Annotated in this window: 20 protein-coding genes; 7 read left to right on the forward strand and 13 right to left on the reverse strand. The window is 62.3% G+C overall.

What is annotated here, in order from left to right; genetic code table 11:
- The first annotated feature begins 76 nt into the window (after positions 1 to 76).
- The 3 genes from V6590_RS10965 (at position 77) to V6590_RS10975 (ending at position 7,120) form a co-directional block, all read left to right on the forward strand.
- Positions 77 to 1,357, forward strand: coding sequence for an ROK family transcriptional regulator (locus V6590_RS10965; protein ID WP_335422830.1), 1,281 nt, complete (start codon positions 77 to 79; stop codon positions 1,355 to 1,357).
- A gap of 112 nt (positions 1,358 to 1,469) precedes the next feature.
- On the forward strand, positions 1,470 to 3,287 hold the full coding sequence (locus V6590_RS10970; protein ID WP_335422832.1) for an autotransporter assembly complex protein TamA: 1,818 nt from the start codon (positions 1,470 to 1,472) through the stop codon (positions 3,285 to 3,287).
- A 2-nt stretch (positions 3,288 to 3,289) separates the two neighbouring features.
- Positions 3,290 to 7,120, forward strand: coding sequence for a translocation/assembly module TamB domain-containing protein (locus V6590_RS10975; protein WP_335422833.1), 3,831 nt, complete (start codon positions 3,290 to 3,292; stop codon positions 7,118 to 7,120).
- Here the strand turns inward: V6590_RS10975 and V6590_RS10980 are convergent.
- The 7 genes from V6590_RS10980 to V6590_RS11010 form a co-directional block, all read right to left on the reverse strand.
- A complete protein-coding gene (locus V6590_RS10980; protein WP_335422835.1) occupies positions 7,101 to 7,964 on the reverse strand; it encodes a YihY/virulence factor BrkB family protein in 864 nt (287 codons plus the stop codon). The genes V6590_RS10975 and V6590_RS10980 overlap by 20 nt on opposite strands.
- 81 nt (positions 7,965 to 8,045) lie before the next feature.
- The gene (locus V6590_RS10985) at positions 8,046 to 8,261 is read right to left on the reverse strand and encodes a hypothetical protein (RefSeq protein WP_335422838.1); all 216 of its coding nucleotides are present in this window, start codon (positions 8,259 to 8,261) and stop codon (positions 8,046 to 8,048) included.
- 76 nt (positions 8,262 to 8,337) lie between these two features.
- Positions 8,338 to 8,922: a YjbF family lipoprotein gene (locus V6590_RS10990; protein WP_335422840.1), complete on the reverse strand. Its 585-nt coding sequence runs from the start codon at positions 8,920 to 8,922 to the stop codon at positions 8,338 to 8,340.
- Positions 8,923 to 8,993: 71 nt separating this feature from the next.
- Positions 8,994 to 11,135: a YjbH domain-containing protein gene (locus V6590_RS10995; RefSeq protein WP_335422842.1), complete on the reverse strand. Its 2,142-nt coding sequence runs from the start codon at positions 11,133 to 11,135 to the stop codon at positions 8,994 to 8,996.
- A gap of 116 nt (positions 11,136 to 11,251) precedes the next feature.
- The gene (locus V6590_RS11000; RefSeq protein ID WP_335422844.1) at positions 11,252 to 13,186 is read right to left on the reverse strand and encodes a polysaccharide biosynthesis protein; all 1,935 of its coding nucleotides are present in this window, start codon (positions 13,184 to 13,186) and stop codon (positions 11,252 to 11,254) included.
- Positions 13,187 to 13,314: 128 nt separating this feature from the next.
- The gene (locus V6590_RS11005; protein WP_335422846.1) at positions 13,315 to 13,947 is read right to left on the reverse strand and encodes a sugar transferase; all 633 of its coding nucleotides are present in this window, start codon (positions 13,945 to 13,947) and stop codon (positions 13,315 to 13,317) included.
- The gene (locus V6590_RS11010; protein ID WP_335422849.1) at positions 13,944 to 14,810 is read right to left on the reverse strand and encodes an NAD-dependent epimerase/dehydratase family protein; all 867 of its coding nucleotides are present in this window, start codon (positions 14,808 to 14,810) and stop codon (positions 13,944 to 13,946) included. The genes V6590_RS11005 and V6590_RS11010 overlap by 4 nt, the downstream gene beginning before the upstream one ends.
- Before the next feature lie 114 nt (positions 14,811 to 14,924).
- Here V6590_RS11010 and V6590_RS11015 point away from each other — a divergent pair, with 114 nt between their 5' ends.
- On the forward strand, positions 14,925 to 16,049 hold the full coding sequence (locus V6590_RS11015; protein ID WP_335422851.1) for a polysaccharide biosynthesis/export family protein: 1,125 nt from the start codon (positions 14,925 to 14,927) through the stop codon (positions 16,047 to 16,049).
- Positions 16,050 to 16,069: 20 nt separating this feature from the next.
- Here the strand turns inward: V6590_RS11015 and V6590_RS11020 are convergent, their stop codons facing one another.
- The 4 genes from V6590_RS11020 to V6590_RS11035 are packed head-to-tail and all read right to left on the reverse strand — an operon-like array spanning position 16,070 to position 18,375.
- On the reverse strand, positions 16,070 to 16,513 hold the full coding sequence (locus tag V6590_RS11020) for a MarR family winged helix-turn-helix transcriptional regulator (protein ID WP_335422853.1): 444 nt from the start codon (positions 16,511 to 16,513) through the stop codon (positions 16,070 to 16,072).
- On the reverse strand, positions 16,513 to 17,343 hold the full coding sequence (locus V6590_RS11025; protein WP_335422963.1) for a carbon-nitrogen hydrolase family protein: 831 nt from the start codon (positions 17,341 to 17,343) through the stop codon (positions 16,513 to 16,515). The genes V6590_RS11020 and V6590_RS11025 overlap by 1 nt, the downstream gene beginning before the upstream one ends.
- A gap of 15 nt (positions 17,344 to 17,358) precedes the next feature.
- Positions 17,359 to 17,616, reverse strand: a complete 258-nt coding sequence (grxC, locus tag V6590_RS11030; protein WP_335422855.1) for a glutaredoxin 3 — start codon at positions 17,614 to 17,616, stop codon at positions 17,359 to 17,361.
- A gap of 36 nt (positions 17,617 to 17,652) precedes the next feature.
- Positions 17,653 to 18,375: a double zinc ribbon domain-containing protein gene (locus V6590_RS11035; RefSeq protein WP_335422857.1), complete on the reverse strand. Its 723-nt coding sequence runs from the start codon at positions 18,373 to 18,375 to the stop codon at positions 17,653 to 17,655.
- 37 nt (positions 18,376 to 18,412) lie between these two features.
- Between V6590_RS11035 and V6590_RS11040 the strand changes: the two genes are divergently transcribed.
- Complete coding sequence (locus V6590_RS11040) at positions 18,413 to 19,225, forward strand: methyltransferase domain-containing protein (RefSeq protein WP_335422859.1); 813 nt, start codon at positions 18,413 to 18,415, stop codon at positions 19,223 to 19,225.
- A 49-nt stretch (positions 19,226 to 19,274) separates the two neighbouring features.
- Positions 19,275 to 20,360 carry a ferrochelatase gene (gene hemH / locus V6590_RS11045; RefSeq protein ID WP_335422863.1) on the forward strand — a complete coding sequence of 362 codons (1,086 nt, stop codon included), beginning with the start codon at positions 19,275 to 19,277 and terminating at the stop codon, positions 20,358 to 20,360.
- Positions 20,361 to 20,474: 114 nt separating this feature from the next.
- Here the strand turns inward: hemH and V6590_RS11050 are convergent, their stop codons facing one another.
- Both V6590_RS11050 and V6590_RS11055 read right to left on the reverse strand, forming a co-directional pair.
- The gene (locus tag V6590_RS11050; protein WP_335422865.1) at positions 20,475 to 20,654 is read right to left on the reverse strand and encodes a hypothetical protein; all 180 of its coding nucleotides are present in this window, start codon (positions 20,652 to 20,654) and stop codon (positions 20,475 to 20,477) included.
- 148 nt (positions 20,655 to 20,802) lie between these two features.
- Positions 20,803 to 21,369 carry a L,D-transpeptidase gene (locus tag V6590_RS11055; RefSeq protein ID WP_335422965.1) on the reverse strand — a complete coding sequence of 189 codons (567 nt, stop codon included), beginning with the start codon at positions 21,367 to 21,369 and terminating at the stop codon, positions 20,803 to 20,805.
- 160 nt (positions 21,370 to 21,529) lie between these two features.
- Here V6590_RS11055 and dalA point away from each other — a divergent pair, with 160 nt between their 5' ends.
- Positions 21,530 to 22,132: a divisome-associated lipoprotein DalA gene (dalA, locus tag V6590_RS11060; RefSeq protein WP_434063251.1), complete on the forward strand. Its 603-nt coding sequence runs from the start codon at positions 21,530 to 21,532 to the stop codon at positions 22,130 to 22,132.
- Positions 22,133 to 22,135: the final 3 nt, after the last annotated feature.

A 22,135-nucleotide genomic window follows, 5' to 3' on the forward strand; every position in this document is an offset into this window, starting at 1 on the left:
AGGTTTCGCTGCTGCGCAGCAATTTCCGGGCAGGATCGGGCTGGAACCCGTCAACTTTAATTCGGAGACAAAAGAAATGAGCCGGCAGGCACCGATGGATCTGGGCAGCGAGGACAGGCTGGGCTGTGGCCCGCTGATCGCACCGCTGTCGGAACAGACGCGCCCGCTGCGCCAGCAGGTCTTTGAACGGGTACGCGCCGCCGGGCTGATTCCGCGCGTGCAGGTGGCCAAGGAGCTGGCCGTATCGCCAGCTTCGGTCACGACCATCACGCAAGAGTTGATCGAGGCCGGGCTGATCGAGGAACTGGCCGCTCCGCGCGACGGCGATCAGGGCCGGGGCAGGCCTGCCGTCTTGCTGCGGGTGCGGGCAGGTGCCCATCTGGTTGCAGGGATGAAGCTGTCGGATCGCGAACATACCGCCGTGATCGTTGATTTCGCGGGCAAGCTGATCGCAGGCGATGTGATCCCCCGCCGCCCCGGCGCAATGGCGCTGCCGGAACTGCTGGTCTCCATGGAAACGCTGCTAGCCCGGGTTTGTGCAAAAGCCGGGGTCGAACCGGCGCAGCTATCGGCGGTCGGTCTTGGCGTGCCGGGCTTTGTCGATTGCGAACGCGGCATGGTGCAATGGTCTTCGGTCCTGGCCGAACGTGGCGTGCCACTGGCGGCGGCGGCGGCAGCGCGGCTCGGTGTGCCGGTGCATATCGACAATGATGCCAATCTGGTGACGCTGGCCGAATTGTGGTTCGGCGCCGGGCGCGGGCTGGCCGATTTTGCCGTCGTCACCATTGAACATGGCGTCGGCATGGGCTGCGTCATCAATCACCGCATCTATCGTGGCGCCAAGGGGCTGGGGATGGAACTGGGCCATACCAAGGTGCAGCTGGATGGTGCCCTGTGCCGTTGCGGCCAGCGCGGCTGTCTGGAAGCCTATGTCGCCGATTACGCGTTGGCACGCGAGGCCACCACCGCGCTGAACTGGGCCCACAAGGAAGGCCAGTCGATCAATGTATTGCTGGAAAGCCTGTATGATCACGCCAAGGCCGGCAATTCTGCCGCGCGGTCGATCTTCAAGCGCGCCGGACGGTATCTGGCTGTTGGCCTTTCCAATGTGGTGAACCTGTTCGACCCCTCGCTCATCATCCTGTCCGGCGAACGGATGCGCTATGACTATCTCTATGCTGCCGAAACGCTGGCAGAGATGGAACAACTGGCCATTTCGACCGGGCGGCCCAAGCCGCCGGTGAAGATTCACGCCTGGGGCGATCTGCTCTGGGCCCATGGCGCGGCAGCATTGGCGCTGTCGCAGGTCAGCGAAGGGTTACTGGCCAACGCGACGCGCGAAATCGCCGCGCAATAATCCGCCCGCTGATACGATTGAGGCAATAAGTGATCGGCGACGATTCGGTCGCGGATTGAGATTGCCCCCCCAAGCTGCAATACTCCGGTCACGCTGCTTCGGGGGAAATTGCGTGTCAGTCATTCGGCAACCGGCGGGCCTTGGGCTCGCACTCATTTTCTGTGGAACGACCTTTATCGCGCAACCTGCAGGTGCGCTGGAGCCGGTAGAATTCATCGTGGCGGGCGACAATGCTGCGCTAGCCAAAGACCTGCGCGGCGCTTCCGTGCTTCTGGCGGGCGAAAGCGAAGGCAAGTCCGAACCCGAGGAGGTGTTTGCCGCCGCCCGCGCCGAATATGGCCGCTTGGTCAATACGCTCTATGCCAAGGGGCATTACGCGCCGGTGATCCGCATCAGCGTGGACGGACGCGAAGCTGCCTCCATCGCCCCCCTTGACGCGCCCGCGCAGATCGGGCGCATTGTGGTCAATGTCGATCCCGGGCCGGTCTTTGCCTTTTCGCAAACCCGCCTGCGCCCCGTCGCACCGGGCACCAAACTGCCCGAAGGTTTTGCCCCCGGCGAACCCGCAGAAAGCGGCCTGGTGCGGGCGGCGGTCCAGGCTGGCGTGACGGGTTGGCGCGATGCGGGCCACGCCAAGGCCGCCGTTTCAGGCCAGGACGTGGTTGCCGATCACGTGACACACACCCTTTCGGCCGATGTGACGCTGAACCCGGGCCCGAAGCTGCGCTTTGGCAAGCTGCGGGTCGAAGGCCATCAGCGCATGCAGGAACGCCGCATCCTGAAGATCGCGGGCCTGCCGGAAGGTGAGGTTTATTCGCCCGAAGAACTGAAACGCAGCGCCGAGCGTCTGCGGCGCAGCGGGGTATTCCGCTCTGTGTCGATGGTCGAAGATGAGACTGTCACCCGTCCCGATCTGCTGGGGATCACCGCGACCGTGGTCGAGGAAAAGACCCGCCGCTATTCGATCGGTGCCGAGGTCGCCAGTTTCGAAGGGCTGGACCTGACCGGTTATTGGCTGCACCGCAACCTTCTGGGGGGCGGTGAACGGCTGAAGGTCGAAGGCGAAGTAGCCAATATCGGAGCGCAGAACAGCGGCATGGATTACATGCTGGGTGTCAGCGTCGAGCGCCCCGCAACCCTGACCGCCGACACGACCATGACGCTGAAAACCGGCTTTGCCCATCTGGATGAAGAGGATTTCACCGCCGACCTGTACTCGTTCGGCATCGGATTCAGCCAGTATATCTCGGACGAACTGACAGCGCGGGCCGGTCTGGAATACAACCATGCCGAGGTCGAGGATGCCTTTGACACCTATACCTACAAGCATCTGGCCCTGCCGTTGGGCGTGACATGGGACAAGCGCGACACCGCGCTTGATGCGCGCAAAGGGTTCTACATCGATGCTGAAGCGCGGCCCTATCTGGGGTTCGGGACCACAGACAGCGGCCTGCGGATCAAGGCCGATGGCCGGATCTACAAGACCTTCGGTGAGGCCCGCCCCGTCACGCTGGCCGGGCGCGCGCAACTGGGTGCGATCATGGGCGGGTCGGTTCTGGGCACGCCGCGCGATTATCTGTTCTATTCCGGTGGTGGCGGCACAGTCCGGGGTCAACCCTATCAGGCACTTGGCGTGCCGCTGACCCGTGCGGTCTATAGCGAAGAAATTGGCGGCATGACCTTTGCTGCGCTTTCTGCCGAATTGCGCGCCCGGATCACCCCCAAGATCGGGGTTGTAGGCTTTGCCGATGCGGGCTTTGTCGGCGTTACCGATTTCGGGACCGGCGACTGGCATGCCGGGGCCGGGCTGGGCCTGCGATATGACACAGGCTTTGGCCCCATCCGGCTTGACGTGGCGACCCCGATCGAGGGCAGCGTCGACACCGGTGACGGAGTACAGATTTATGTCGGGATCGGACAGGCTTTCTGATGATGAACCGCTTTCTTGCCGTCACACTTTGCGCCCTGCCCCTGACTGTATTGCCTCCTTCCGCGCAGGCGGATGATCGGGGGTATCTGACAGCCCTGCTGGAAGACAACCTGTCAGGTGCCGGGCGCAAGATCACTATCACGGGCTTTGAAGGTGCTCTGTCGTCCCAGGCCCGCATTGCCGAACTGACCATCGCCGACGATACCGGTATCTGGCTGACCCTTCGCGAAGTGGTGCTGGACTGGAACCGCAGTGCGCTTCTGGCTGGTCGGGTTTCGGTGAATACGCTGTCGGCATCGGAAATCGTGCTGGATCGCCTGCCGGTCACGCCCGAAGATACCAGCCTGCCCGCGCCCGAGGCCTCGGGCTTTGCCCTGCCGGAATTGCCGGTATCGGTGAATATCGGTCAGGTCGCTGCGGAACGGATCGTGCTGGGCGAAACCGTCCTGGGCCAGCAGGTCGAGGCAAGGCTGCAGGCCGCGGTTGCGCTGGAGGGCGGTGAAGGCAAGGCCGATCTGCAGCTGGAGCGTACAGATAGCGGCCCCGACGGGCGGGTTTCCCTGACTGCCGTATATTCCAACAGCACGCGCGTTCTGGAACTGGATCTTTCTGCGCGCGAAGCTGCGCAAGGCATCGCCGCCACGTTGATGGGTCTGCCCGGGGCACCTGCGGTTGATCTGACGGTCAAGGGCGCAGGCCCGCTTTCGGATTACACTGCCGACCTGCGGCTTGCCTCTGATGGCAGCGAACGGCTGGCCGGTCAGGTGACGCTGGGCGAAGACAATCAGGGCACCCGTTTTGCCGCCGATCTGGGCGGCGATCTGGCCCCCTTGTTCCTGCCCGATTACGCCGAATTCTTCGGCCCCGCCGTGAAACTGCTGGCCGATGGGCGCAGTGCCCCCGATGGCCGCCTGATGCTGGACCGGTTTGATCTGTCCACCCGCGCGCTTACCCTTGCCGGGTCTTTGGCATTGGCGCCCGATGGCCTGCCCGAACGGTTTGATCTGAAAGGCCAGCTTGGGCTGGATGGCAAACCCGTACTGCTGCCACTGACCACTGACCAGCGCACCCTTGTTGGCCATGCCGATCTGGCCCTGGCCTTCGATGCCACGCAAGGCGAAGTCTGGACGGCCGATGTGTCCCTCACGGGGCTGGAGCGTGCCGATCTGACACTGCGCAGCGCACGGCTGACAGGTGGGGGCACCATCCACCGCAACGGCGGAAAACCTCAGGCGCAGGGCAAGCTGGATTTCATCACCGAATCCCTAGCCCCCAGCGATGCGGCACTGGCCCGTGCCTTGGGCGATGCCCTGTCCGGCAGTCTGGAGTTTTTCTGGCAGGAAGGGGCGGATGCTCTGTCGCTGCCGCGCCTTACCCTGTCTGGCGCGGATTACGGGTTTGACGGCGGCGTGACCATCTCGGGCCTTGAAAAAGCCATTACCGTGGCAGGCAAGGGCCGTGCGCGGGCCGATGATCTTTCGCGCTTTGCCGAACTCGCGGGCCAACCTCTGGCCGGTCGGCTGACCGCCGATCTGGCAGGCGATGCGGCGTTGCTGGCCGGATCATTCGATCTGGCAGGACAGGTTGCAGGCACTGGCCTGCGGATCGGCATTCCGGAATTGGACAACCTGCTGGCGGGGGCCTCCACCATAGATATCGGATTGCGGCGCGATGAGACCGGCACCACCTTGCGTCGGCTGGACCTGCAGGCCGCAAGTCTGGCGGCGCAGGCCAAGGGCACTTTGGCCAGCACCGGCAGCGATCTGCGCGCCAATGTGGATTTTGCCGATCTGTCGGTGCTTGGCCCGCAGTATCGGGGCGCATTGAACGGGGCGCTGCACCTGACAGGCACACCTGCAGCCGGACAGGTGACACTGGACATGCAGGGCAACAGCCTTGCCATGGGTGTGGCAGAACTCGACCAGTTGCTGAAGGGCGCCTCTGCCATCAAGGCCGAAGCGGGGATCGCCGGCGACGTGGTCGATCTGCGCCAGTTGATCGTGAATGCCGCCAGCCTCGATGTCACAGCACGCGGCAAGATCGACCCCAAGGGCCATGACCTGACCGCCGATCTGGCTTTCCGCGATCTGCGCGCCCTTGGGGGCGGCTATCGCGGGGCCTTGCAGGCACAGGCCGCGTTCAGGGGCACGCCGGAAAATGGCAGTCTGACAGCAACGGCGACTGGCACCGGCCTTGCCATCGGAAGTGCCGAGGCAGACCGCCTTCTGGCGGGGTCAACGAAACTGGAGGCCGATCTGGCGCTGAAGGGTGGCCTGATCCGGATCAACCGTGCCACGCTGGCCAATCCGCAGCTTTCGGCCAAGGCCTCGGGCAGTATCGAGGGCAGCAATCGCAAGGTGGATTTGACCGCCGATCTGGCCAATCTTGCACTGCTGATCCCCGAATTTCCGGGCAGGCTCAGCATCAAGGGCACAGCGGTGGACGACGGGCGCGGCTATGCGCTGAACCTGTCGGGCAATGGTCCGGGTGGCATCTCCGCCACTGTGGCAGGGCGGCTGGCGACCAACTTTGGCAGCGCCGATCTGGCAATCAAGGGCGGGGCGCAGGCCGCGCTGGCCAATGCCTTCATCAGCCCGCGCGCCGTGACCGGCGGGCTGCGCTTCGATCTGGCCTTGCGGGGCCCCCTGGCACCGGCTTCGCTGGGCGGACGGGTCACGCTGGACGGGCTGCGCATCAGCGACCCTGATCTGCCCTATGTGCTGCAGAACCTGGCGGGCGGAATCGCGCTGGCCAAAGGCCGGGCCAATCTGGATTTGACTGGCAATATCTCAACGGGTGGCACCTTGGCGGTGACCGGCGGGCTTGGTCTGGCCCCGCCCTTCACCGGCGATATTCTTGCCCGCCTGAGCCAGATCGTGCTGCGCGATCCAGACCTGTATCAAACGCGCCTGAACGGTGATCTTCGCATCGCCGGGCCGTTGACCGGAGGGGCCAGGATCAGCGGCAGTATCCTGTTGAACGAGACCGAACTGCAGGTGCCCTCCACCAGCTTCGGGGCTGCGTCGGGGCTTGATGATTTGCGCCATCGTGCCGAACCCGCCGATGTTCGCGCCACACGACTGCGGGCCGGGCTGATCGATACCGCGACGGGTGAGGGTGGCAGCACATCCACCCGCCCCTTCGCACTTGACCTGACCATCAGCGCCCCGCAACGCATCTTTGTGCGTGGGCGCGGGCTGGATATGGAACTGGGCGGTGATCTGCGTGTGCAGGGCACCACGGCCAATGTCATTCCTTCGGGCGCGTTCCAACTGGTGCGTGGCCGGCTGGACATTCTGGGAAAACGGCTGGTCATCAGCGATGCGCGGTTGCAGCTGGAAGGAGATTTCGATCCCTTCCTGCGCGTTCTCGCCTCGAATGAAAGTGATGGCATCACCAGTTCGGTGCTGATTGAAGGCAATGTCAGCGAACCAAAAGTCAGCTTTGTGTCACAACCAGAACTGCCCGAGGAAGAGGTTCTGGCCCGCTTGCTGTTCGGGCGTGACCTGACCTCGCTTTCCGCCTTTCAGGCAGCCCAACTGGCGGGCGCGGTCGCCACACTGGCCGGCAAGGGCGGCGAAGGGGTGATGAGCAAGCTGCGCAAGGGGTTTGGCCTTGACGATCTGGACATCTCGACCAACGAAGACGGCGAAGCATCGCTGAAAGCGGGCAAATACATCTCGGCCAATACTTACACCGAGGTCGAGGTGGATCAGAACGGCAAGGCCAAGATCAGCCTGAACCTGGACGTGACCGACGACGTGACCTTGCGCGGCGCGGTCGGAGATGATGGTGGCACCAGCATCGGCATCTTCAAAGAGAAGGATTACTAGGCGGCTCGGGCGGCAGTCCTTCTTCGGGGATAGCCGCCCGCTCTGCATCCACTGCCGCGCCCAGAAGCACGGCATAGGCCGACAGGTACAGCCACATCAGCAGGATCACCACGGCGCCCAAGGATCCGTAAACCTGATTGTAGTTGTTGAAATTCGCCAGATAAATCACAAAGCCGCGCGAGGCCGCAAACCACAGGACGAGGGCCACGACAAGCCCGAGGGTGAACAGTGCAGGGCGATGGTGATCGGGACGATTGGGCCCGAAACGATAAGTCAGCGCCAGCCCTAACACCAGTAGCGCAACCGACAGCAACGTATTGGCCAGTTCCAGCGTCAATGCGGTCAACCCGCCCAAAGGCAAAAGCGCAAGCAGCACAGGCACCACGACAGCCGCCAGCAGGGCTGCCAGCGCGATCACCACCATCAGGAAGGTCAGCACCAGCGACAGCAACACGCCCTGCAGCCCGCCGTGTTCGGGTTGGTGATGAATCGCGTTAAGGCCCGAGATCATGCCCGCCACCCCGGCCCGCGCCGACCAGAAAGCAAAGGCCAGCGGGATCAGCGCCGTCCAGCCCAGATCGCGTTTTCCGGATTGCAGCAGAGATTCGACCTGCCCGTTCAGGATCGAAAATGCATCACGCGGCAGAAAGTCGGCCAGTAGCGCCATTTCCTGCCGGATGATTCCCGGATCCGCCATGAACCCCCAGACCGAAATGACAAAACCAAGGGCGGGAAAGATCGACAGAAAGCCGAAGAACGCAACGCCCGCCGCGATCATGCCGATATTGGCACGCGACGCCCGGGCCAGTATGCGGCGCATGCGTATCACTACCAAAGAAAACATGGCAAACAGTCCAATAGAAAAGGGGCCTGCAACGCAGACCCCTTCTATCATTCAACCGCTGCCTTGGGCAGCGGATTGAAATCAGTGGCTGCCCGACGACGAGCCAGCAACAGCAGCGACAACTGCAACAGCAGCAACACCAGCAACAACAGCGCCAGCACCGCCCAGCGAACCCGACGAAGCCGGGGCCAGAACGACCGGGGTGGTCGGCTCGGTGGTGTCAACGACAGTCGGGCCACCAGCGAAGGCAGCGGTCGACATCGCGGCGAAAGCGGCGATAACGGCGAACTTTTTCATAATGATCTCCATGGCTTTGGAACTTGATTGAATGCGGGATAGCATACAACTGCGGGAAAGTAACGCCTAATCTTCCTCAGTTGTCAATCACGCGCGAAACTGTTACCGCTCCGACCCTCGGCCCTGCCAACTCTTTGGATTTTCTGAGTTTTCCTGAGCTTTCGAACCAGTATTCGTTGGTGAATTCATGGCTTTCTGCCCTGCATGTCTCGATCACATGACGGGTCGCATGTTGCCGTCCAACCACAGTGATCGTTTCGACGCCAGCGACCGTCAGCGCGCAGTCATACCGGCTGCGAACCATCTGATCGCCACCGTCCAGAATATCATAAGTCCTGACGTGATTTCCGGCACCGGCACGCAGCTGCGCAAGGTTGGGCGTGGCGGACTGCATCAGATCTGCCCCCATCCCGCGCGTTTCAGCCAGAACCCCATTGCGGAAGGTCATGGTGCGCTGGTCCGACGTTGACCAGACCTCAACCCCGCCGGCGTTCGACACAGGAACAAGGTAAAGCCGCGCGTCCGTGCCAGCCTGTTCAACCAAGATAATCGGCGCCTTGAACGCTTCCAGATCGGCCCGGCTGGGCGCAGGCGCGACGCCCGCCGCTTTGCCTGGCCAAAGCGCCTTTCCAAAGGCTTGGGCCGAGCGCAACCCGCCCAAAGCCTCCGGATCATTGCCACAGGCAGACAGCACAAGCCCAGCGGCGCAGGCCAGGGTCAAAAGAACCGGTTTCATTTCCAGAACCTACCCCATTGTTCGTTGATGCCGCTGTCGCGATAGTCGCGCAGCGTTTCGTAAAGCCGACCCTCGACTTCGATTCGCTGACCACCATCACGTCCAAAGGGGCGAATTACAGCTTCGGCCGATTTTCGAGTCGGCCGCCCAAGCCCCCAGGCGAAGGGGATTTCCAGACGGATACCCTTGTCAAACGACCCTGATCCGAAATCTTCTTCAGACACATTTGTCTTGGTCGCGAATGCCCCGACCCGCCATCCATTTGCAAATTCACGATCCAGTGAAATTGTGGCGCCAATATCCCCGGCAAGATACCGGCCGACATCAATCTGGGCGTGATACTTGTCCGCAAACTTATAGTATCCCGAGACGTGGCCCGTCAGCACACGATAATCATATTCGCTAAATCCGAACTTTCCATCAGTGTCGCGCTGCGCAACGTAGTTCAGTTCGGCGCCGATGGCCCAGTTCCGGCCCTGTGGCAGGTACAGTACTTCAGTCGAAACACCGGCATACATACGCTCCAGATAACCAAGCGTGGCGCGACCATGGAAGTCTCCGCCGAGATAGGCGTATTTGGCCAGATAGAGCGATTCGAGCGCCGGATCCCCATTGGCATCATAAAGGTCGATATCCGACCGCACTGGCTGCAACCCGGTGGCAACATCAGGCGGTGGGTCATCCAGATTGCCAACAATCTTCTTGGTCGCCGAACCGGCCAAAACCCAGCCCGGCGCAATATCATAGCGCAACGAAACCCTGAGCCCCAGATCGCCTTTGAGCGGTTCGCGCTGATCGAACAGGCGCAAACGCTGATAGGGGGTCACGGCCCAGGAAAAACTCGGGTACAGCTCGGGCTCATAGCTGAGCCCTGGCATGGCCGGGCCGGGCTGTGTGATCGTCGTCGCGGCTTGCATGGCACGAGCCGCATCCGGGCTATGCTCCAATCGCTCCAAGTCCGTCCGAAGCATAGTGACTTTCGAAGCCGGACTGCCATTCACTAACGGCACGATTTCAAATCGTTCCACCGAAGCAGGCAACGCATTGGCCAAAGCCCGAGCAACCCGACCAATGGCCTGCGCTTCAGCATCGTTCCGGCGGTTGTTGATCCTCACCTGAACTGTGCCTGCAGTGTGACCAAGGGCTTCAACCGTGATGCCGTCATCTTTCAACACCCGGTTCAGGTTGCCGATGAGAGTGGTATTCACATTCTCTGCCCCGGCCCACTCACCAGACCATGCCTCAGGTCCGGAGCTGCGCGACGGGCGGGCCTGGATTGTGCGCGGTGCGCTGTCCTGAATGGACCCAATCGGCCGTTTGTCAGGGTCAAGCAGGAAATGCGCGGCAAAGCCCACCTCGCTGCCATAGGCATAGTATCCGCCAACACGCATCCAATCATTCGGCCGATATTCGACCCCAAAGCTGACAGGGCTTCGCCGGTCAAATGTACCGCGCTCGGCGGCTTCGATATCATAGGCATCTGATGAATACTCCGCCTTGAAGCTGAGCTTGTCGTTCACCTGCCATTCAATGCCGCCAAACGGGGCCATCGGACCGCGGAACCATTGACCAAAGTTGAACTTACCCCCCTCACCGACGTCGACCGGGTCCCGCTCACCAAGCGGCGAGCCGATGCTACCATAGGAACCAAGGCGCCCCCAGCCGAGGCCCAGTGTCACCTTGACATCAGGCGTCAGGTGTTTGGTCGCGGCTATATATTCTGCCGACAGGATGCCTGTACCGACAAAATCTTGAAAGCCCACTGTCACATCAGGCACATAGCGGCCTTCGTCCAAAAGCTTGTAGCGCAGATCGAAAGACCTGTCATAGTAGGTCGGAAATTGATTGACCCCTGTACCATTGCCACAATCAGGCTGACAGGCGCTTTGCGCATTCCAATCGCGGATCCCCAAGAACCGGAAACTGCCAGACAGGCGTGGCGTGATCTGAAAACTGAGTGTTGTGCGGCTGATCGGTCCGAAATGCGCTGAGGATGTGCTGAGATAGCCATCCGGCATGGCCTCGCCCGAAGGCATATCAAGCAGACCGGGAGCGCCATAAAAGTTAAGGGATGGGACCCGATCTTCAGAATGCGCAGAAGCTGGCAACAGCATCGCAAGCGCCGTGGTGGTCAGCAAGAGGGCGCTTCGAGGCGCAGGAAGGCATGCCATGGTCAATCCGATTTATTCTTCGGGCACAAGTCTAGGCGAAAGCGCCCCGCACAACAATCACGTTGAACAGTCCACGCTGTGAATCAGGCGGTCGCCTTCGGGTTGCGACGCGAGGGCGGCAACGCGTGTTGGGGCGGTTGATAGCCATGCACCCATGTCGAGATCACGGCGCGTGCGGCATCCTGATCGCCCACGGCAACGGCCGAACGCAGGGCACGCAGGGCAGAGGCCATCTCCAGTTCGGTCAGGCCCTCTTCGCGCGCGCGCAGGATTTTCGGATGCGGCGTGGTCAGCAGACCCGCGCCGATCAGCAATTCCTCATGCAGCTTTTCGCCCGGACGCAGGCCCGTGACGACGATTTCAATGTCGCCATCGGGGTTCGTCTCGTCACAGACAGAATAACCGGCGGCCTGAATCATCTTCACTGCGACATCGCGGATACGGACCGGCTTGCCCATATCCAGCACGAAAACATCGCCACCTTGCCCATGATCGGCATCAAGGAAAGACCCGGTCAGCAAGACCAGACTAGCGGCCTCAGAGATCGTCATGAAATAGCGGGTAACATCTTCATGCGTCAGCGTCACCGGCCCACCCCGGGCTATCTGTTCCTTGAACAGCGGGATGACCGACCCCGATGACCCCAGCACATTGCCAAATCGCACCATCGAGAACACCGTGCCGCGCGACCGCTTGGCCATGTCCTGCACAACCAGTTCAGCCAGCCGCTTCGATGCCCCCATCACGTTGGTGGGACGCACGGCCTTGTCGGTTGAAATCAGGATAAAGCGCTGCACACCCAGATCATTGGCCGCATCGGCCAGCGTGCGCGTGCCCAGAACATTGTTGGCAAGCCCGGCAATCGGGTTCATCTCGACCAGCGGCACATGTTTGTAGGCGGCGGCGTGGAAGATCACCTCGACCCCGTGATCGGCAATCACGCTGCGGGTCAGCCGCGAGTCGGTGACCGACCCCAGAACCGGAACGATGGTGACACATTGCGCCGCCTTCAGGTCACGCAATTCCCGCTCGATATTGTAAAGCGCAACTTCGCTGACCTCGTACAACACCAGTTTGGCGGGGGCACTTTCCAGCAGCTGACGGCACAATTCCGAACCGACAGAGCCCCCCGCACCGGAAACCAGCACTGTCTTGCCGCGATAGGCATCTTCCCCATGCGACAGGGCATCACGCAGATGATCGCGCTGAAGGAATTGCCCCGCTGGCACCTGGGTCAGGGTGTCAATCAGCTCCTCTTCCCCCACCAATTGCGAAAAACTGGGCAGGGTCTGCACCTTCAGACCAAGGGCCGTCAGTTTGCGCGACAGCTGGGCCAGCTTGGGGGCCGAAACCGAGGGCATCGCCAGAATGATTCGGTCGATATCGCGCTGTGCCACCAGATGCTGCAGGTCGGAAGGCGGCAGAACATGCAGCCCCGACACCATGGTGGATTGCAGCGCAGCATTGTCATCGATGAAGGCAACCGGAGTGATTCGCTCATGCGATCGCAGCGCCGCAGCCAACTGCACCCCGGTCGTACCAGCGCCATAGATCAACACGCGGTGTTTCGGCGCCCCCTGACGCAGCACCCAAAGCAGGGCATGGAACATGGCGATGCGCAGACCTGCCGCCGTGAAGAACAGCAGCAGACCATAGATCAGCACCCCGGCGACACCAAAACGCGGCAATACGAAATGGATCAGCAATGCCGCGATCAATGTCACGATCGAGGCATAGTTGGCGGTGCGCAGAATGGCCGAAGTATCATAGGATTTCAGCTGGATACGCGGCAGGCCCAGCCAGGCCGAAACCGATGCGCCCAATACCGACACAACCGCCAGCACATAAAACACCTCGGGCTGGCGCAAGAACACGGCAAAACTGCCATGCGTTACGGCAATCGCAAGGCTTAGCACGAAGGGGGGCAGTATCGCGTCGATACCGAGGAGGACAAATTGCTTGTCGCGACGGGACAAGCGAGACAAAACGCGATGCAACCTTTGCCGAACCGCTTTCATCGGAAAATCGTCCTTGTTTGTGCCAAATTTACGCAATCATGCTGTAGCCAACTATCCTACAGCACGAAACCTATCCGATCCCCGCATGTGCAACAAGGCCCGGCAATTGAGTCGCCCAGGGAAGGGCGTCATTCCGCCCGTTTTCTGAAAAACGGGCGCAGCAAGACACCGAAACCTGTCTGGGCGATCAGCTTCAGGTCCAGACACAGGCTCTGGTTCTGCTGATAGATCAGGTCCAGCTTGGCCTTGGCCGGCACACAGCGGCGACTATAGGCAGCGTCAGTTTCTGCGGCTGTCCGGCATTGCGCTAATATCCACGCCTCGTGCCGGTGATAGTGAAGCGAGGCCAGTCCGGTAATCCCGGGACGGCTTTGCAGCACGCGGGCATAAAGGTCGGGAAAGCGTTCGACATAAATCCTCAGCGGAGGGCGTGGACCGACAAAGCTCATGTCGCCGCGCAGCACGTTCCACAATTGCGGAATTTCGTCCAGCCTTGCGCGACGCAACATCCGCCCTGTCGGGGTCACCCGGCTTGCCTTGTCCCCCCCCGAAACACCACTGTCAGAGACAACCACCGTCATCGTGCGCAATTTCCACAGCGCAAAGGGCCGACCCGGCGCCCGCATCCGTTCCGACACATAGAACAGCGGCCTGCCGTCCTTCACCAGCAGAACCAGAAGCAACAGCGCAAAGGGCAGCGCCAGCACGGCCATCAGCAGCAGTGCCAGCGCAATATCGAACAGACGTTTCTGCGGCGTCATCGCCAAACCTTTCCGGCACAGCGCCAATCCGCGACCATCTCAGCCACATCGCCACTGCCTGCAAGCCGGGGGAATAGGGCCTCAAGCCGGGCAGTCGCAAGCTCCACCCTGGGCAGAGCGGCGGGATTTGCAGCGCCGAACCGCCACGGCAGGCCCACGGCATCCAGCAGTTCTGCCATCGACACCGCTCCGGGGGCTGCAATGTTCAGCACCTGCGGCAAATTCCCCTGATAGGTGCAAAGCGCAGCCAGAACCCGCGCCAGCGCGCCCGGCCCGATGTAAGACCGCTCCGGCCCACCGGTCTGGCCCGCCACAGGGTCCAGCGTCACCGTGCCCCCCCGCTGCAATGCCGCCCCGACCAGCGCATCCGCCCCCAGAATATTGCCGATACGCAGCGACGTTACCCCTTGGCGACCCAGAAGCGCGCGCTCCATGTCCGCCTTGGCCTCGCCATAGGGCGATACCGGGGTCGGCGGTGCCGCTTCGTCCAGCGGGCTGCCGTCAGCATGGCCACGCCCGTAAACCGCCGCCGATGATGCCAGCAGCACACGCCGCGCGCCAAGACGTTCGGCGGTTTCGCAGGCAGCCTCTGCCAAAGCCGTATTGGCGGCCAGTGCCGTGCTATCCCCCGCGATCACGCCAGACAGGCACAGCACCGTGCCACCCACCAGTTCGGGCAGATCAGCGGACAGCGGGCCTTCCAGCGGAGCCCAGTTGATCCAGCCGTCCCTCAGGGCACCCGCCCGCCCCTGCCAGATAACCCGCCCGTCCATGCCTGCCCACTCGGCCTGCAACAGACGCCCCAGCCGACCGGTGGCCCCCATGACCAGGATCCCGCAGGCGGGCAAGTGATCGCCGATCATGGTTTGCGCCCCATTCATTCCCAACTCGGCAGTTGAACCTGCACTCCGCCCCAAGTATCGTGACCCGACTGCTTTCGTCCACCCTGCCAGGTGGTGCGCCTTCGGAGTAATTTCATGCCTTTCAATACCGGAAAGCTGTTGCTGCTGACAGCTGGCCTGTCCCTGTTGTCCGCCTGCGGCGATCTTCCCGGCGGCGGGCCCAGTGCAGCGCAGGTTCTGAAAGGGGCCGACGAAGAGAATGCCAGCTTCGCGGTGGAATTTGTCACCCGCGACAGCTTGCAACGGCTGAAGCAATGGCCGCGCAAAGGCGGCCCGGCGGTGGCGGGCTGGATTTCGCGTGAACGTGGGCCCGCCTCACAATTGGTCGAGCCGGGCGATACGCTGGATCTGGCCATCTGGGACAATGGCGAAAGCTCGCTGCTCACCCAGTCCGGGCAGAAGGTTGTCGATCTCAAGGCGATCCGGGTCAATTCTGCGGGTGAGGTCTTCCTGCCCTATGTGGACCGCGTCCATATCGCCAAGATGACGCCGGATGCCGCACGAGATGCGATTCAGCAGGAATTTGCAGACATCATCCCGACTGCGCAGGTCCAGCTGAGCCATACGCCGGGGCGGCAAAGCTCGGTCGATCTGGTCAGCGGTGTGGCCAAGCCGGGCAACTATCCGATGCCCGACCGCGATATGACGGTGCTGGCATTGCTGGCTTTGGGGGGCGGCATCTCTGATGGGCTGAAGAACCCGCAGGTCCGGCTGATGCGGGGCGGCAAGCTCTACGGGATTTCGGCAGAAAAGCTGCTGGCGTCGCCACAATTCGACACAACCCTGCGCGGCGGCGACAAGGTGTTCGTGGCTGAAGATGATCGCTATTTCCTTGCCCTTGGTGCTGCCAAGACCGAAGCGCAGATCCGCTTTCCCCAAGACAACCTGAATGCACTGGATGCGGCCTCTCTGGCAGGCGGGCTGAATGATGCCCGGGCCAACCCCAAGGGCGTGCTGGTCTTGCGCGATTACGACAGCCGCCATCTGCGCGCCGACGGCACCGGGCCGACCAAGGAACGCACCATCTTTGCCATCGATCTGACAACTGCCGACGGCCTGTTCAGTGCGGGGGAATTCCGCATCGAAGACCGCGATCTGGTCCTGGTGACCGAAAGCTCGATCAACAAGACCGATACGGTTCTGGGGATCATTGGCCAGTCGCTGGGTCTGGCACGGCGCACGACACAGATCGTTGAATAACACCGCTGTAGGCGGGGGCGTCAGTCCTCGCCTTCCAGCTTGGTGCGCATCTCGCGCAGCACGGGCAACACCGCGCGCACCCGATCCGCGCCCAGCGATTGCACGACCTCGCCAATCAGGGGCGCGATGGCCTGCACGGCCGCATCGCGGGCTGATCGGCCAGCCGGGCTGATCGCCACGAACTTGCGCCGCGCATCATCCCAATCGGGGCGGATATGCACATGCCCGGCCCATTCCAGCTTGGTCAATGTATTGGTCATGGCCCCGCGCGTCACATGGAAGCTGCGCGCCAGTTGCGCCGGAGTGCGTTCCTCGTTCAGTCGGGCCAGATGGTTCAAGACCCCGAAATGCGAAATTTCCATGCCCTTGGGCAGCACCTTGCTGATGCGATTGCGGGCCAGCTGATCCGCCATGAACAGCTCGCCAAACAGGGCAATCGCCAGATCATCGGTCTTTTCGGCCATCATGGGCCTTCAAACGCGCGGTCATGTGACAGCGACGGCACCCGCGCCCGTGCCTGCGCCACCTCGGCCAGATCCAGATCGACCAAGGTCACACCCGGTTCGGTCCCTGCATCGGCCAGCACCTCGCCCCAGGGCGCAACGGCAATGCTGTGCCCGTGGGTGCGGCGGCCTTTGCCCTGCCGTTCCGGGTGAAACCCGGTCTGTGCCGGGGCCAGCACGAAGCAACCGGTTTCAATCGCCCGCGCCCGCAACAGGGTTTCCCAATGCGCTTGTCCCGTCAGGTGGTTGAAGGCGGCGGGCACAGTCAGGATATCCGCCCCCGCCTGTGCCAGCCGACGAAACAGATGGGGAAAGCGCAGATCATAGCAGACAGCCATGCCGATCTTGCCAAAGGGAGCATCCGCCAGCACAGCACGCGCGCCCGGGCGATAGGCCGCGCTTTCGCGGTAGATTTCGGTTTCCGACACATTCACGTCGAACATGTGAATCTTGTCATAGCGCGCGGCAATGCCGCCATCCGGACCGATCAGGAAGGACCGGTTGGCAAAGCGCCCGTCCGCGTCCTGCGTCAGCAGCCCCAGCGATCCGATCAACAGCCAGATGCCCTGCGCCGCCGCTTCGGCCTTCAAGGCAGCCAACGTGGGATCATCGTCCTCAGACCTCAGGGTCTGGCGCAAATGTTCACGGCTGGAGGTCAGCACGTTCGTGCATTCGGGTGTCAACACAAACTGCGCCCCACCCGCCACGGCAGCGCGGATATGGGCCTGCGTTTCCGCCAGATTGGCGACCGGATCATCGCCGACGGTCAATTGAACAAGAGCGCAGCGCAAGGTGCCGGACATGGATCAGCCCGCCAGAAGGCGGTCCAGCCGACCCTCTTCGTCCAGCGCGTGAATATCGTCACTGCCGCCCACATGCTGCCCGCCAATGAAAATCTGCGGCACGGTACGGCGGCCATTGGCGCGGCGGGTCATCGCCTCGCGCAGCGCCGGATCACGGCTGACGTCGATTTCGGTGAATGCCGCGCCCTTGCGGGTCAGCAGTCGCTTGGCGGCCAGACAATAGGGGCAGGTCGGCGTGGTGTAGATTTCGACGGTGGTCATGGCATCCCCTTTGCTTTTGCAGCGCACTATAGGGATTTAGCTGTCCTTCGCAACGCGGCACATGACCACCACGTCAACCCGCGCCGCGCCTGCGGCCAGACAGGCCTCGGCACAGGCGGCCAACGTGGCCCCCGAAGTCATGACATCATCCACCAGAAGCACGGGTCGCCCCTCGATCTGCCACAGCCGCCGATCATTCATGCGGATCGCCCCGTCGATATTGGCAAAACGGCCCTCGCGGTCGCGGCCTTCCTGACTGCGGGTATTGCGGCGGCGGATCAGAAGATCGGGGCAATGCGGCAGGCCAGCCAGCCGCGCCAAAGCCCCTGCCAGGAGCGCCGATTGATTGTATCGGCGTTTCAGCAGCCGCATCCAGTGCAAGGGCACCGGTGCCACCAGCGTATCGGGTGCCAGCAAGGGATCGGCGGCCCGCTTCAACCAGCCTGCGGCCGGTTTGGCCAGATCCAGCCGATCCCCATGTTTCAGCGCCATTACCATGCGGCGGGCATTATCCTTGTACAGCATTGCCGCCCGCCCCCGGCTCCAGGGTCGGGCAATGGTCAGACAGTCATCACATTGCACAGGCCCTGCGGCTTCATCGCCCGGCAGCGGGGTGCCACAGCAATCGCAGACAAGACCGGTGATGAACGGGGTCTCACGCCAGCAACGGGAACAGAGACCGAAATCGGTGGTCACGAAGGCATCGCAAGACAGGCATTGCGGCGGATAAACCAATTGCAGCGCGGCTTGCATTCTCATCCGACCCTCCTATGGTCTCGGCACAAAGGAGACCGGCATGAGCCCCCCGCCGCTGACAGATCGCACCGCCCTGATCCGCAACCGCCGCCGCGCCCGCCGCGACGCGCTGTTTCTTCATGACGAATGCGTCTTCGAAGTGCAGGAGAGACTGAGCGCAGTTAACAGGCGGTTTACAAACCCGGCGATCATCACGCCTTTCCCGGAAATCTGGGCAGATGTGCTGCCGGGGGCACGGCTTCTGCCCGATGATGATGTGCTGGATCTGGCCCCCGAAGCGCATGATCTGGTGATTCACGCCATGGCGTTGCATTGGGCCAATGATCCGGTTGGCCAATTGGTGCAGTGCCGCCGCGCTCTGCGCCCTGACGGGCTGTTGCTGGCCTTCGCGCTGGGCGGCCAGACCCTGCACGAATTGCGCTCCGCACTCGCGCAGGCCGAGGCACTGGTGACAGGCGGCCTGTCACCCCGGGTCCTGCCGATGGCCGAAATCCGCGATCTGGGTGGCCTGTTGCAACGCGCCGGTCTGAACCTGCCGGTGGCCGATGCCTTTACCCGGCAGGCCAGCTATCGCGATCTGCCCCATCTCGTGTCCGATCTGCGCGGGATGGGCGAAGTCAGTGCCCTGAACGACCGGCCACGCCGCTTTGCCCCCAAGGCCCTGTTCGCCATGGCAGCCATGGAATATGGCACCCATTTCGGTTTGCCCGATGGCCGCATCCCCGCCACGTTCGAAATGATCTGCCTGACCGGCTGGGCCCCGCATGACAGCCAGCAGAAGCCCTTGCGCCCCGGATCGGCCGTGGCCCGGCTGGAAGATGCCCTGAAGGCTGCGACGAAACACGGCAGTTGACCCTGCCCATTCCCGGTCTATCTGGGCGGCAAGACAAAAGGAGAGACCCATGCTCGATGCGCTGCGCGATGCGGTGACCGGCCTGATCGGCCCCGGAACCGGCAGGCTGGCCCATGCCCCCGCCGATCATCCGCCGGTAAAGGCCGCCAGAATCGGCATCCTTCTGGCCAATCTGGGCACACCGGATGCGACCGATTACTGGTCCATGCGGCGCTATCTGAATGAATTCCTGTCAGATCGCCGGGTGATCGACTATCCGGCCTGGAAATGGCAGCCGCTGTTGCAGTTGATCATCCTGACCAAACGCCCCTTCACCAGCGGTGCCAATTACAAGCTGATCTGGGACAAGGAGCGGAACGAAAGCCCGCTGATGACCATCACGCGCGACCAGACACAGGCGGTGGCGGCAGAGTTGACGGCTGAATACGGCGACCGGGTCATGGTCGATTTCTGCATGCGCTATGGCAATCCCTCCACGCTGTCCAAGGTGCAGGCCATGGTAGAGGCAGGCTGCGAGAAGATCCTGTTCTGCCCGCTGTATCCGCAATATGCAGGGGCCACCACCGCAACGGCGAATGACCAGTTTTTCCGCGCCATGATGAAACAGGGCCGCCAGCCCGCCAGCCGCACCCTGCCGGAATATTTCGATCATCCCGCCTATATCGAGGCCTTGGCGCAATCGGTGGAACGGGCCTATGCCGCGCTGGATCACCGGCCCGATGTGCTGGTGGCCAGCTACCACGGCATGCCGAAACGCTATCTGATGGAAGGCGACCCCTACCACTGCCAATGCCAGAAGACCTCACGCCTGCTGCGCGAACGGCTGGGTTGGGAAAAGGGCGAGATCATCACCACCTTCCAGTCGGTCTTTGGCCGCGAGGAATGGCTGCGCCCCTATACGGTGGAGCATGTGGCCGAACTGGCCAAACAGGGCAAGAAGCGCATCGCCGTCATCGCGCCCGCCTTCAGCGCCGATTGCATCGAAACGCTGGAAGAAATCAACGGCGAGATTCGCGAGAGTTTTGAACATGCCGGGGGCGAGGTCTTTACCTATATCCCCTGCCTGAATGCCGAACCCGCCCATATTGCCGCGCTTACCGCGGTGATCCGCGAGAACCTCGCCGGTTGGGTCTGATTGTTCAGGCAGGGGGCATATGCGCCCCCGGCACTGGATCGCGACAACAACACCAGCCTAAAAGAAAAAGGCGCCAGGTTGCCCTGACGCCCTTTCCTTGACAGCCAGTGTCGATCAGTTGGCAGCAGCAGCAGCCACGACCAGCAGGAGCAGCAGCGGAACAACGATGCCGCCAGCCGACGACGAGGTCGCGGCTTCAACAACTTCCGGCTCCATGACCGGCTCGGCGACGCCGCCGGCGAAAGCAGTGGTAGCAGCAACCGACAGAACGGCGGCGAGAGCGAGTTTCTTCATGTTAACCTCCAGATATTGCACGGCGGCGATTTTTGCAGAGGCGCGACCGTGCACCCAAGACTGTACCTCGTATTGCGCTGTGTACCCACGAAACAAGGCCTGCGCAATGCAGGGCAGATGGCGGGCCTTTCGGCCCGCGGCGATATCGTCAAATTAGCAACACTTGCGTACCAATCTGAACGAATTCGAAAAGCTCTTCGACATGCTCGTTATACATGCCAACACAACCATTTGATGATTTACGGCCGATCTTTCGCGTATCGTGTGTGCCATGAATCCGGTAGGCGGGCCAGCCCAGCCACATGGCGCGGGTGCCCAGCGGATTGTCCGGCCCGGGCGGGATGTAATCCGGCCAATCGGGATTGCGCTGTTTCATCGAAGCGGTGGGCCGCCAGTCCGGCCCGACCACTTTCTTGATGATCTCGGTCCGCCCGCGCCGCGTCAGTTCCTCCGACAGTGGAATCGACGTCGGGTACAGCCGGTAGATCGACTGGTCAGCCGACCAGAAATGCAGCACGCGCGACTGGGTATCAACGAGGATGGCCCCCTTGTTGAGCGTGGTGAAATAGGGCTGCCAATCCAGCATGCGAAAACTGGACACGTTGTTGCGCACAGGTTCTTCGGCCAAGGCGGGCAAGGCTGCAGCACCGAATGCCACTGCGGCCCCCCCGAGCAGGGCGCGGCGGGTTGGCTTGAAGGGTGTGTCAGCAGACATCGGCTGAACTCCATTGACGAATGACTGGGCGGTTTCTAGCCACATCGGACGCTGCCCGCAAATCAAACAGTCGTCAATCGGCGGTTTCACGCAGAGTTGGGTTTGCCCCCGCAGCCGGGATTGGATAAAGACGGTTCGATTGAACATCTGGTGTGAAACTATGGCAAAAGCCACGATTCTGACGCTGTGCATGATGGCTGCCCTTGCGGGATGCTCGACTTCGGGACCAGGGGTGCCACAGGTTGGCGCGGATGGCCGTCTGCTGCCCGTGGTCTATCGGATCGACGGCAAGGCTTCTTCCCAGATCCCATTCCGGGTGCAGGATTCGGTGAATGCGCTGCGTGCAGCCAAAGGCCTGGTACCCATGCAGTTCAATGCTGCGCTGAATGCAGCCGCTGCAGCGCATTCGCAGGATATGGCTGCACAGGCGCGGCCTTGGCATTTCGGCTCTGACGGGTCATCGCCGCTGCTGCGGGCGCAACGCGCCGGGTATCCGGGCCGGGTTCAGGGCGAGCTGGTGTCGGAAACTTACGAATCCGAAATCGAAACCATCGGCGCCTGGGCCAAGGATACCGCCACGCGCGGCGTCTTGCTGGACCCCACCGCCAATGAAATGGGCTTTGCCTGGTATCAGGAACAGAACGGCAAGATCTGGTGGACCATGATCACCGGCGACCGCAGCCGCGCGCCGCTGTCGAACGTGCCGGTCATCGCCCTTGGCCGTACCGTGACCTCGGAAATGGACAATATAGTCGGCCAGTGACCC

It is taken from the genome of Gemmobacter denitrificans (assembly GCF_036964905.1).
Lineage (GTDB): Bacteria > Pseudomonadota > Alphaproteobacteria > Rhodobacterales > Rhodobacteraceae > Gemmobacter > Gemmobacter denitrificans.

Excerpts from the sequence above, each read along its gene's own strand:
- V6590_RS10965 (WP_335422830.1), top strand. The coding sequence starts at position 77 with ATGAGCCGGCAGGCACCGATGGATCTGGGCAGCGAGGACAGGCTGGGC.
- V6590_RS10975 (WP_335422833.1), top strand. The coding sequence starts at position 3,290 with ATGAACCGCTTTCTTGCCGTCACACTTTGCGCCCTGCCCCTGACTGTA.
- V6590_RS10980 (WP_335422835.1), bottom strand. The coding sequence starts at position 7,964 with ATGTTTTCTTTGGTAGTGATACGCATGCGCCGCATACTGGCCCGGGCG.
- V6590_RS10985 (WP_335422838.1), bottom strand. The coding sequence starts at position 8,261 with ATGAAAAAGTTCGCCGTTATCGCCGCTTTCGCCGCGATGTCGACCGCT.
- V6590_RS11000 (WP_335422844.1), bottom strand. The coding sequence starts at position 13,186 with ATGAAAGCGGTTCGGCAAAGGTTGCATCGCGTTTTGTCTCGCTTGTCC.
- V6590_RS11005 (WP_335422846.1), bottom strand. The coding sequence starts at position 13,947 with ATGACGCCGCAGAAACGTCTGTTCGATATTGCGCTGGCACTGCTGCTG.
- V6590_RS11010 (WP_335422849.1), bottom strand. The coding sequence starts at position 14,810 with ATGATCGGCGATCACTTGCCCGCCTGCGGGATCCTGGTCATGGGGGCC.
- V6590_RS11015 (WP_335422851.1), top strand. The coding sequence starts at position 14,925 with ATGCCTTTCAATACCGGAAAGCTGTTGCTGCTGACAGCTGGCCTGTCC.
- V6590_RS11020 (WP_335422853.1), bottom strand. The coding sequence starts at position 16,513 with ATGGCCGAAAAGACCGATGATCTGGCGATTGCCCTGTTTGGCGAGCTG.
- grxC (WP_335422855.1), bottom strand. The coding sequence starts at position 17,616 with ATGACCACCGTCGAAATCTACACCACGCCGACCTGCCCCTATTGTCTG.
- V6590_RS11035 (WP_335422857.1), bottom strand. The coding sequence starts at position 18,375 with ATGAGAATGCAAGCCGCGCTGCAATTGGTTTATCCGCCGCAATGCCTG.
- V6590_RS11040 (WP_335422859.1), top strand. The coding sequence starts at position 18,413 with ATGAGCCCCCCGCCGCTGACAGATCGCACCGCCCTGATCCGCAACCGC.
- hemH (WP_335422863.1), top strand. The coding sequence starts at position 19,275 with ATGCTCGATGCGCTGCGCGATGCGGTGACCGGCCTGATCGGCCCCGGA.
- V6590_RS11050 (WP_335422865.1), bottom strand. The coding sequence starts at position 20,654 with ATGAAGAAACTCGCTCTCGCCGCCGTTCTGTCGGTTGCTGCTACCACT.
- V6590_RS11055 (WP_335422965.1), bottom strand. The coding sequence starts at position 21,369 with ATGTCTGCTGACACACCCTTCAAGCCAACCCGCCGCGCCCTGCTCGGG.
- dalA (WP_434063251.1), top strand. The coding sequence starts at position 21,530 with ATGGCAAAAGCCACGATTCTGACGCTGTGCATGATGGCTGCCCTTGCG.